We start from the raw sequence: 10,503 nt of genomic DNA, 5'->3' as shown, positions 1-10,503 counted from the left end.
CACTCGATCGCGTAGCGCCCTAGCCTTACGGACTCGTCTTAGATCGCATCGATGGGTAAAGGGCGCAGCCCCTCGTGTCGTGTGATCGAGCACTGCGCGAACGGCCCCCTCGACCCCAGCAGAACGGTGAGCTGATGGTCGAGGTGATCACGGAGCCAGATCGCCATGCCGGTGTCCGGGTCGCGGCGCAGCGCCTCGAACGCGTGCCACAGCGCATTCAGCCGGACGACGGCCTCGGGGTGCTCGCGCCAGCGGGCGCACCAGCGCCACTCCCCACCGAGCGGGCGCGTGAAGGTGGTGGCGAAGTAGTCCTCCACCCACGCGTCCAGGCTGTCGTAGGCGACGGGCACACCGGTCCGGGCGGGCTGACCGCCAGGCTCAGGGAACAGGGCGTCGAGCTCGTCGACACGCAGCTCGAGGCGAGCGATGCGGGCCGCCGTCTCCTCAGCAGCCCAGTCCGGCTCACCGTCGGCAAGTGCGCCGCTCACCGCGGACCCGCCGTGACGGCGTCGGCGGTCGCCTTCTCCAGCGCAGCAGTGATCTCCGCGGCCCGCGGTCCCCGGTAGTACGGCAGCAACGTCAGCCTCGCCACCCGCAGCCCCGTCGCGAGCAGCAGGGCCGTCCCGCGATCGAGTGCCCGGACGTCTTCCGGCGGCAGGATCCGCTGGCGGCGCAGCGACGTGGAAGTGCTGCGCCGGCGGTCGCCGTCGGAGAAGGAGCGGACGGTCACGTCGTGGTCGCCGATGAGGCGGGAGACGTCCTCGGCGAGCTTGGCATCGTCGATGCCGGCCCCGAGCAGCTTCACCGTGGCCGCCGACCACAACGTGTCCATGCCCGTCTCCCCCCACACCCGCACGCCCTGGCGGTACGACTGCAGGATCGTCAGCGGCACGATGCCGCGGGAGCCGAGGTGGCTGTACAGGTCGGGCAGGTCGGAGATGCGGCACACGTTGGCGGCCTCGTCGAGAACGACGACCATCGGCGGGTCCAGTCGCCCACCGCGGCGTTCCGCGGCACGTACCCCGTCGCGCATGACCCGGTCGGTCAGTGCCGCCACCAGCGGCCCGGCGGCGCCCGCCCCGTCCTTGGACAGCAGGAACAGTGTCTGCCGCGAGGTCGCGAAGCCGGCGGTGTCCAGCTGCGGCAGGTCTGTGGCCGGTGGGGTGACCCAGGCCATGATGGCGTCGTCGCGCAGGCACTGCGCCGCGGTGCGGGCGGTCTCGTAGACGCCGTCACGGGTCTCCGGAGCACCGTTCTGCCGGCCGGTGAGGGAGGCGGCGATGGCGTGGTAGCCGTGCTCGCGCAGCAGCGCGGCCGGGGTGGGGATGACGGGGTCGTTGAGCCACTCGTAGACGTCGTGCAGCGTGCGCTGCGACGCCGCGGCTGCCAGCAGCAGGGCGGTCAGCAGGTCGTGCGCGGCGGAGCTCCAGAAGTCGCGGGCGGACTTCTCCCCGCGGACCTCCTGCACGAAGTGCCCGGCCAGCCGGGACGCCTCCTCCACCGACGTCACAGCCGTCAGCGGGTTCCACCACCACGTCTGCGCGGTGCCGGTGATGGCCTGCGGGTCGAACGTCCACACCGCCTCGCCGGTGTCAGCGGCCCGCAGCGTCGCGGTCGCGGCCCACAGGTCGGACTTGTTCGACGTCGCCACCACCGCACCGGGCGCGTCCAGCACCGTCGGAACGGCCAGGGAGGTGGTCTTCCCTGCCCGGGGTGCCATGACGGCCAGCAGGACGTCCTCCCACGACGCCCGCACCGTCCGATCGCCCCGTCGCCGGTGCGACGTTCCTGCCAAGACGCCAAGGGTGATCCCGAGGGCAGCCCCGGACGGTTCCTCCGCGGAGGCTGCCAGCGACGGCCGCAGCGACCGGGCCCGCTGCACGCTGGCCGGCGGCAACAGGTTCGCGAGGTCGCGCGGTCCGGCCAGGCCGTGCGGGCTGGTCGTACCGACCGTCCGCCGCCAGGCGAGCACGAGCCCCACTCCGAGCATTACGACGGCGACGACGGCCGTCAGCACGCCCGCCCACACGACGGCCGCTGGGGCCGCCGGCCACAACCGGGGCGGCCCCTCGGTCAGGAGGGCCCGTGCGAAGTCCACCCCGAAGGCCGGTCCCTGCCAGCCGTGCCCGGTGATCCAGCTCGCGGCCGCACCCCCCGACCACGCCGCGCCAGCGAGGACGACACCACCCCAGACGGCGGCGACGAGCAGCATCGGGAAGCGGCTCTCCGGCGGCAGGAACCCGCCGGAGGGTTCGAGCGGGCGGCTCACGCCTCCTCCTCCCTCTGGACAACGGCCCGGTGGCTGCTATCGGTGTCGTAGAGGGCGGGTTCGTTGCCGACGAGTTCCATCTCGACGGGGATGCCGACACGCTGGCCGGTCTTGAGCAGGTACTTCCCGCGGCCGGGGTGGCGGGCGCCGGTCTGCCAGGACTCCGGCGCCGACCACGACGAGACCATCGACACCTCGCGGCTGGACAGCGAGACGACCCGGGTGACTTCTTCCAGCTCCCGCGGCGGCAGGCCGGCCAGGACCGTGATGGCGTTGCGCTCGATGAATCCACGGGCCTTGGAGCGGTCCTCCTCGCTCGGCAGCGCAGCGAGGTCGTCGAGGGAGTGCGTGGCCATGGCGTGCGCGACGTCCCGGCCGCGGTAGACGCGGGTCAAGGCGTCTGCGTGGTCGACGAGGCCGGGCGCTCCGCGCAGGGCTCGCCAGAGCTCGTCCATGACGGCGAAGTACCGCCGGCGCGGGGCGAGGCCCGCCTCGGCCAGCGCGGTGGAGGCGTCGATGACGGCGAACCCGTAGGACCAGGTCGACAGCATCGCTGCGGCGACGAGGGTGTCCCCGGACGCGGCGACGGCGGAGATGTCGACGCTCACGGCGGGTGCGTCGAGGTCGATCGGACGAGAGGTCGGGCCGTCGAACACGCCCTTGAGCGATCCCTCGCAGAGCAGGTTGAGGGTCTGGCGCAGCTCCTTCGTCTCGGCGCGGTAGGCCGGTCCGTCGTCCACCTCGGCGGCGGCCACGAGGCGGTCCGGGCTCTCCCGAATGACGCACAGCACATCCGGGATGGTGGGGTCGACGCCGTCGGGCAGGCGGTCGGTGAGCAGGTCGACGGCTGCACCGAGGACGGTTTCCTCGCCGTTGTTGACGCGGTCGTGGCGCCGGACGAGCGAGCAGAGTGCCAGGGTGGCCGACAGGCGGCGTCCGCGGACCTCCAGGCGGAGGCGTTGCGCGGCGCTGCCGGACAGGCGCGTCAGCGCGGCGCCGAGCGGCCCGGCGTCGAGGGGGTTGATGCGGTCGAGGCCACGCCCCACCCGCAGCACCTGCCCACCCGCGGCGGTTACGACGGATGAGTAGTCGGGTTTGAGGTCGCCGAGGAACAGCGGCCGGACGCCGAAGGCGAGCATCCCCCGGGACAGCCGCTTGAGCATGGCGGACTTGCCGGTGCCGGGCTGCCCGAGGACGGTGAGGCCGCGGTTGGTGACGAGGCCCGCGTCGAGCCAGGCGAAGGGGTCCATGCAGACGACCTCGCCCCACATCATGTGTCGGCCGACGGGAACGCCCACCGAGGGCGAGCCGGAGCCGGCGACGAAGGGGAACAGCCCGCACGCCTGCACGGTCGTGGCCTGGTACTCGGGGGCGCTGGCCACGTGCGCCACACGGCCGGCACGTGGTGCGCGCCAGCCCCACGCTGGTGGAACGGCGCGGGCTCGGGGTTGGGGGCGGAGGAGGTTCATCGGGTGCTCCTTCCCGCCACGAACGGCGGGTAGATGCCAGCGGGCAGGGTGGTCGCGAAGCCGACGGACTGGGCGCCGAAGAGCCGGCGGACCTGAACCTTCGACTGGTCGGCCCGCGACTCGAGGTCGGCGACGGCCGCGGGCAGTTCGTCAAGGTCGGTCACGGTGACGGTGACGTAGAGGCTCATGACGACGACGCCGGCGCCCATCGCCTCCTCGCGGGCGGCGGCGAGGGCGCGTTCGTGGTCGGCCTGGTCGCGGGCGGTCGCGTCACGGCCCTGACTGCGCCGGTACGCCTCGCGGAACTCGGCGGCGTTCACCTGCCCCTCGAGCATCCGGGCGGCGGAGCCGGCGCTCATCGGCTTGTAGAGCATCGTGACGCGCTTGGGGTACCGCGACGGGGACATCAGCCGGACGAGGACGTTCGACGTCACCTGCTGGCGCGGGGCCTCGTGCCACGACCAGGACACGGACGTGCCGGAGTCGTGCCGGTAGTGGTCCCAGGCTTCCTCGGCCGCGACGGGGCCGGCGGTCTCCCAGGACAGCGGACCGCCCTCCTCCACCGTCGTACCGGTGCCGATGACCGACTCGACGTCGCCGCGGCTGGCCGGGTCGAACGCCACCCGCACGCACCCGGCGAGCTCGGTCGCGGTGCAGCGGGCGAGCACGGTGACACCGCACTCCCCCAGTGCGGATTCCATCCCGGCGAGGGATCGGGACACCTCGGCGGCCTGGTCGGCGAGGTCCTCGAGGCGGTCGCCGGCCCGGGAGGGGTCGAAGGTGATGGAGACCCGCGTGTCCACGTCGGCCGACGCGGAGGGCGATCGGGCCACGAGTTCGGCCATGAGGTCCCGGGCGTCGGCGGGTGCGTCGGCGTCGAGGCGCTGGGTCACGTTGCGCGCCAGCGTCGACCCGGGCTCGGGAGCGGTGTCGACGGTCACGGCGACCCAGCGGACCAGCGGGTCGAAGCCCCGCGAGGCCAGCCACGAGTGCCAGTTCGCCACCCACGCATCGGCGTCCGCGCCGTCGACGAGCCACGTCGACGTGGACGCGCACCGCAGCGTCGCGGTGAGCAGCCCCGAAGAGCGGTCGCGCACCAGACCGAAGCGGCCGCCGCGGCCGTCCTCGACGGACAGCAGCTCCGTCGAGGCGAGGACCCCGGGGAGCTGCCAGGCGGACGGGTGCTCGCTGACGACGCCGGCGCGCAGGGAGGTGTAGCCGCGGGCGACCGCCCACCGCCACTGGCAGCGGCGGACGACGAGATGGCTGAACGGCACGCCGTCGACGCGCAGGCAGGTGACGGTGGCGACGAGCGCGCACGGGACCGCGAGGACCAGTCCGGCCCGCACGCTCACGGCGAGGCCCAGGAGCGGGACGACGGCGCAGGCCAGGACGACGAGGGTCGCCGTGGCGCCGAGGCCGAACAGCCCGATGCCGCGGGTGCGGCGCCAGCCGCCGTACGTGCGGATGCCGTTCGGGTCGGTGGCGGCACGGGCACGGGTGGTGGTCGAGGGCTCGGTGGTGGCGGTCATGCGCTGCGGTCCGTCCCGTCGGAGCGTTCGGTGAGGGTGGTGGCGGCGGTGCTGCCGGCCTTCTTCGTGAGGTCGACGGCCTTCCCGGCAGCCGCGACGGCGACCCCGGCGACGCCCGCCGCTGCGGACGCGCCAGCTCCGGCGGTCGCCGCGGCCCCGGTCGGTCCGCCGCCGAAGGCCCCGAGGTCGCGGGTGATGTTCTGCGCCTGACCGGTCGCCGGGGTGGAGGCGGACGCGGCAGCACCGGACCGGGACCGCAGGGCGCCTCCCACCTGGACCCCGGTAGCTGTCGCCCCCAGCCCGGACGCCGCTGCGCCGGCGAGGCTGCCGGAGTGGCCGGCACTGCCCGTCGCCCAGCTGAACAGCTTCATCAACACGGGCAGGGCCGCGACGGCCAGCACCATCATCGTGAGGCCGACGATGACCGTCCGCGGGTCGGTCCCCTCCCCGGTCATCACCAGCGCCGTCGCGTACACGAGCGCGGCGACGGGCTTGAAGCAGACGAGGGCGAGCATCCAGCCGAGGAGCTTCATCAGCCAGGGACGGCCGAACTGGGTCGCGTTGCCCGCGGCGGCGAGCACCAGAGTTCCGGCGAGGACGACGACCGCCCCCTCCCGGAAGATCATCAGCACGGCCTGGACGAGGCCGGCTAGCATGGCGATCAGGCCCAGGAGAATGACGGCTCCCGCCGAGTTCACCCCGGTGAGGCTGGCGAGCTGGACCAGCCGGTCGGCGATGCGACCGCTGGCGGCCTTGTCGAGGACGTAGACGGAGAACGCGTCCCCCGCCTGCAGGGCGAGAGCGGGCCCGGTGATGCCGATGCCGGCCCACAGCGCGAGCGTGACCAGACCCCGGCCGACGTCCAGGAGGGGCTCGGCGCGCCGGGTCGCGGCCATCCGCACGCCCTGCCAGATGGCGCTGCCAGCAGCGACGGCGATGGCGAGCCACCACACGTACTCGCGCAGCTGCACCGCCGGGGACCCGGCGAGGTCGATCGACGGGACCTCCAGCCACCAGCCGACCGTCGTCTTGATGACCCAGGTGGCTCCGTCGCGCATCGCATCCGCGAAGGCGCTCCCGGTGGACTGGGTCGCGGCCGTCGCCGCGGAGCTCACGAGCCCACCGACAACGTCCGTTGCGCACCCCAGCGGGGTCGTCGGAGTGCACGGCATCAGCGGACCCCCAACGACGCGGTCGGAGCCGACGGCGAGAAGGGCACCATGTCCTCGGGCACGTTCGGGAGCTGGCTGAACGCCGCACTCCACGTCCCGGTGGAGGGCGCCACCACCTTCCAGTCCTCGACCGTGGTACTGGCAGTGGTGCTGCGCACCCGCGTCATCACGACGTCGAAGGCGAAGGGCTGGAGGACCCCGTTGGCGTCCGGCGCCTGCTCGACGATCTGCACGGCGCGGTTGCCGTCCGGCAGCGCGGAGACTCGGTACCCGAGGAACGTCGCAGCACCGGGCGGCAGCGGTTCCCCCTCGGCCAGGCCAGCCGTGCGGCGGGCTTCGTCGTAGTCGCGGCGGACCGACTCGGTGAGCTGCGCGGCTGCCGGACCAGCTACCTGCTCCCGCAGGGCGATGTCGAAGGACGACGGGCCGGGTGCTGCACTGGCCCGGTAGACGAGGTGCACCGCCGCCAGCGCGGCGCCGAGGTCGGAGTCGGCGAAGCCCGCGGCGCGCTCGTTGTCCAGCGTGGTGGGGCCGGCGACCGGTGACACCGGGAACCAGACACCGTCGATCTGCTGCCAGCGCAACTCGCGCTCGGAGGAGTCGGCACTCGCGCTGGGCGCGGGGGCCGGAAGCCTCGGCGTGTTGTCGTCGGTCTGGAACGCCAGGACTGCCGTCGTCAGACCCACGACGATGGCGGCACCGGCGGCGATGAGGCGCCGACGGGCGGGACGGTGGGTGGTCCGTGTCCGTGACGTATCGGCTCGTCGCGCGTAGACCGCGGCGACGTCGGCGTCGGTCAGTTCCCGCGGACCGTCGGGTGGCGCCCCGGGACGGAGCTGGATGACGCGGGCGACCATCACGCCACCGTCGCCGACACGATGCTCGTGGAGAACGACACCACGGTCAGTCCGGCGAGCACCCAGGGGATGCCGGACGCCCCGTCGGCTGCCATGGAGGAGCGGTTCCGCCGTCCGACGGCCATCATGATGCCGCAGGCGATGAGGCCGACGATGCCGGCGATGAGGCCGCCCCACTTGCCCCACCCCAGAAGGGTGGAGATCTTGTCGCCGACGCCTGGGGGCGCCACGGCCGGCGGGTTCGGGATCGCTCCCTGAGCGACGGCGAGGACGTCTCCGGCGTGCACGAGGTCGAGAACCATCACTGTTCGACTCCTGTCGTGAGTTCGGCCGCGTTCGAGGCGGCCAGGGTGGTGGGGTGGCGGTTTGTGAGGCGCCGCAGCAGGTCGTCGACGGCGCGGTCGTAGCGGGCAGACCGTGACGGGGGCTCTGCGGCGTCGTAGCGCCACCGCAGAACGTGGGGCAGGAGCACGATGTCGGTGACCACCGACGCGAGGAGGCGCAACCTCGCACGGGCTGCGACCGGCATCGGTCCCCTGCCGTCACGCACCATGACGAGGAACAGGTCGTGCCCGTCCACACCGGCGAGTTCCAGTCGGTGCAGGCATCGCACCGCCCTGCTCGTCCCCCACGCCGTGGCGCTGGCGACGACGACGTAGGCGGGGTCGACCACGGCCTGGTGCGACAGCGACTGCGTGAGTGTCGTCTCACGCAGCGCTGGGCGGATCGACGGGTGGTTCGCCAAGGTGGTTGCCCCGCATCCCCCGTGGGCAGGGACGAGAAACCCGAACGGCGCCTGCGCTGCAACGGACCGGGCACCAGCTCCGTGGAAGTTCCCCTCTGGAAGCTTGAGGGCGGCACGCTCGCCGAGTTCCCTGCTCTTGTCATTGGTTGACACTGGACATAACCTCCAGCCACATGAGTTGATATCCCGGACGTTAGCGGAACTCAATCGGTTGTGTCACCGCCCAGCACACGGCGCACCGAACCGGACGCAGAACTGTGGACGGCGACCGCTCCGGCGCCGTGTGGATGAACCGGATCGAGGAACACCCGACGGCACGTGCCGGTCCTGCGCGGACGAGGCGATACGAACGGCGACCGACCGCCCGCTGTCGTCCGGAAACGTGACGTCGCCCACACCGAGAGACGAGGAAGGACCCCGCAGATGCCCTACTCCCCCGACGTGAACGTCGATCGCGCCCGCGCACTCCTGACCGACCTGGTCGAAACGTGCCCCGACGCCCTGCAGCGCCTCACGTACGCAGCGGCCCTGTCCCACCTGGAGGACGTGCACCCGCCACGGCCCCGCGCGGCAAGCCCCTCGGACCGGGACGTCGAGCACGACCTGCTGCGCTCCTGCCTGCTGGCGGTCGTCCGGCTGACTGAGCACCCGGACCCGGTCGAGCGTGGACGAGCCGTCCTGGCGCTACAGGAGCTGACGACGCCGTTGCAGGGGATTTGGGCGTGAGTGCCGAACTCGCTGCGACCGAGGTGACATCGCGGCTGGCCGACCTGGCGTTGCGGACGACGGCGGTGGAACCGACATCCCGAGGTGTCGATGCCGCTCTGCACGGACGCGCCGCGACCCTCGGGTTGGCCTGCCAGATCCTGGAAGACGCCAACAGCAGGACACCGACGCGGGGCCGCGCCCTGCGGGAGGGCAGGTTCAGCCCTCAGCTGGGCCTGCAGATTGCGCTGCACAGCACGGTGGGGCCGACTCCCCGGCAGAGCCCGCTCGACGTGCATGCGTCCTCGCGCCCGGGTTCGCTGCCCCGGGCGTGGGAGGCCATCGGCGCCCTCGCCACCGAGGCCCACCGCCACTGGTCCACGGCGGCGCAGCTGCCCCGCGTTGAGGTCGGCCGCTCCGCGGCCGGCGACGCCGCCGTCATGGTGCTCGCTGTCGTCCACCTCGATCCGCACCTGCACCGTGCTGCCCAGCGCGCCGGGCGGCACGACGTCGTCGACGCGCTCGACGCAGGCCGGGGTGACGGGCTCGCCTTCCACGCCGAGCGGCTGCTGCGGTCAACGCCGACGGTCGCCTGGTCAGCCGCCGCCGCGCCGAAGCTGGAGGACCTCCACGTCGTCCCCGTCTCGGACGGCGCGAGCTTGAGCGCCGGCTTGCGCCGCATCGGCGAGCAGCTCGACGCCGGAGCCGCCATCAGCCCCCAGCACACCGCGCTGCTGCTGACCGCGCAGATGCGGATGAGCCTGATCCTGGCCGACCACGCCCGCGTCGGCGCTCGAGCCACGGGCGATCCGCGCCTGCTCGTCACCGCCGAGACCATGACCACCCACGCCCACCGGCTCGCCGAGACGGGGGGGGCGCGAGGACGGCAACCTGCGCGCGATGTCGCCGACGGACCCGCGCCCGGCGCTGCAGGCCGGGGAGTGCCTGCGCCACCTGCACGCCACCACGAGGCCGACCCGACAGGACATCGAGCGACTGGCGCAGCAGGTGACCGCACTGGTGCCTGCGCTGCACCGCGCCGTTGACCGGCAGGTCCGCGCGGGCGCGTGGGTCACCGCGTCGATCCCGGAACACTCGAACGGACAACAGTTCTGGCACATCGCCCGCGGTCTGCACGCGCCTCAGCTCAGAGGCGCCCTGTCTATCCTGGCCGCGTCAACGACAACCCTGACCATCGCGCAGGTCAGCAGACGCGGACCCGACCAGAGGCGGACACCCGTCGTGCCAACCCGCTGACGGGTATCGCATCCCACTGCCTCTGTGCGCGACCCCGCCCCTCACCTTACCTCCGTCACACCAATCTCAGCAGAAGAACCATCGTAATGTTCGCCTACTCGCACCGACCGCACTCCCCGCACGAACGGGTCGAGCGCCCCGGACGCGGTAGAACTCGCCCGACCTTGGCGACCGCGCTAGTGACCGGCCTCATCAGCGCGGGCATCGCGACACCTGCCTCGGCGGCCCCCTCCCCCGGACGGAACGTGGCTCCCATTCAGTGTCAGCGGCGCTAACGAACACGCACGGCTGCACTTATCGGGCCTGGCCGGCGGGGGTCAGGTCATGACCCTCTTCCAAGTTTCGAATGGTGGCGCATCGACCTCGGCGTCTTCGTGGGAGCTAACGTCTACTGCACAGAAGAAGATTCTGTGCCGCTCGGGCGGCGACCGTGGATGACGAATTGCTCGTGCCGGCAACCCGGTCGGCGCTGCCCACCGAGACCACGGACAACGCCA

At 72.7% G+C, this 10,503-nt stretch carries 10 protein-coding genes; 2 read left to right on the top strand and 8 right to left on the bottom strand.

The features are described 5' to 3' along the window. Positions 1–38 precede the first annotated feature (38 nt). From MN205_RS21655 to MN205_RS06330, 8 genes are all read right to left on the bottom strand, one after another. Complete coding sequence (locus MN205_RS21655; RefSeq protein ID WP_242125420.1) at positions 39–488, bottom strand: DUF4913 domain-containing protein; 450 nt, start codon at positions 486–488, stop codon at positions 39–41. Then, positions 485–2,269 carry a type IV secretory system conjugative DNA transfer family protein gene (locus MN205_RS06360; protein WP_242125418.1) on the bottom strand — a complete coding sequence of 595 codons (1,785 nt, stop codon included), beginning with the start codon at positions 2,267–2,269 and terminating at the stop codon, positions 485–487. Before MN205_RS06360 ends, MN205_RS21655 begins: the two co-directional genes overlap by 4 nt. Next, complete coding sequence (locus MN205_RS06355; protein WP_242125416.1) at positions 2,266–3,651, bottom strand: hypothetical protein; 1,386 nt, start codon at positions 3,649–3,651, stop codon at positions 2,266–2,268. Before MN205_RS06355 ends, MN205_RS06360 begins: the two co-directional genes overlap by 4 nt. 83 nt (positions 3,652–3,734) lie before the next feature. Continuing rightward, positions 3,735–5,270 (bottom strand): SCO6880 family protein, encoded by a 1,536-nt coding sequence (locus tag MN205_RS06350; RefSeq protein ID WP_242125587.1) that lies wholly within the window; start codon positions 5,268–5,270, stop codon positions 3,735–3,737. Then, positions 5,267–6,328: a hypothetical protein gene (locus tag MN205_RS06345; RefSeq protein WP_242125585.1), complete on the bottom strand. Its 1,062-nt coding sequence runs from the start codon at positions 6,326–6,328 to the stop codon at positions 5,267–5,269. The genes MN205_RS06350 and MN205_RS06345 overlap by 4 nt, the downstream gene beginning before the upstream one ends. 113 nt (positions 6,329–6,441) lie before the next feature. Then, complete coding sequence (locus tag MN205_RS06340) at positions 6,442–7,299, bottom strand: hypothetical protein (RefSeq protein ID WP_242125414.1); 858 nt, start codon at positions 7,297–7,299, stop codon at positions 6,442–6,444. Further along, positions 7,299–7,601: a hypothetical protein gene (locus tag MN205_RS06335; RefSeq protein WP_242125412.1), complete on the bottom strand. Its 303-nt coding sequence runs from the start codon at positions 7,599–7,601 to the stop codon at positions 7,299–7,301. Before MN205_RS06335 ends, MN205_RS06340 begins: the two co-directional genes overlap by 1 nt. Next, positions 7,601–8,197 carry a hypothetical protein gene (locus MN205_RS06330; protein ID WP_242125410.1) on the bottom strand — a complete coding sequence of 199 codons (597 nt, stop codon included), beginning with the start codon at positions 8,195–8,197 and terminating at the stop codon, positions 7,601–7,603. The genes MN205_RS06335 and MN205_RS06330 overlap by 1 nt, the downstream gene beginning before the upstream one ends. Before the next feature lie 270 nt (positions 8,198–8,467). Here MN205_RS06330 and MN205_RS06325 point away from each other — a divergent pair, with 270 nt between their 5' ends. Together MN205_RS06325 and MN205_RS06320 are read left to right on the top strand one after the other, a co-directional pair. After that, entirely contained in the window at positions 8,468–8,770 is a 303-nt protein-coding gene (locus MN205_RS06325; protein ID WP_242125408.1) for a hypothetical protein, read from the top strand. Then, entirely contained in the window at positions 8,767–9,795 is a 1,029-nt protein-coding gene (locus MN205_RS06320; RefSeq protein WP_242125406.1) for a hypothetical protein, read from the top strand. The genes MN205_RS06325 and MN205_RS06320 overlap by 4 nt, the downstream gene beginning before the upstream one ends. Positions 9,796–10,503 lie beyond the last annotated feature (708 nt).

It is taken from the genome of Kineococcus sp. TRM81007 (genome assembly GCF_022669155.1).
GTDB lineage: Bacteria > Actinomycetota > Actinomycetes > Actinomycetales > Kineococcaceae > Kineococcus.
This window is presented reverse-complemented; position numbering and strand designations above follow the sequence as displayed.

Excerpts from the sequence above, each read along its gene's own strand:
- MN205_RS06345 (WP_242125585.1), bottom strand. The coding sequence starts at position 6,328 with ATGCGCGACGGAGCCACCTGGGTCATCAAGACGACGGTCGGCTGGTGG.
- MN205_RS06325 (WP_242125408.1), top strand. The coding sequence starts at position 8,468 with ATGCCCTACTCCCCCGACGTGAACGTCGATCGCGCCCGCGCACTCCTG.
- MN205_RS06340 (WP_242125414.1), bottom strand. The coding sequence starts at position 7,299 with ATGGTCGCCCGCGTCATCCAGCTCCGTCCCGGGGCGCCACCCGACGGT.
- MN205_RS06350 (WP_242125587.1), bottom strand. The coding sequence starts at position 5,270 with ATGACCGCCACCACCGAGCCCTCGACCACCACCCGTGCCCGTGCCGCC.
- MN205_RS06335 (WP_242125412.1), bottom strand. The coding sequence starts at position 7,601 with ATGGTTCTCGACCTCGTGCACGCCGGAGACGTCCTCGCCGTCGCTCAG.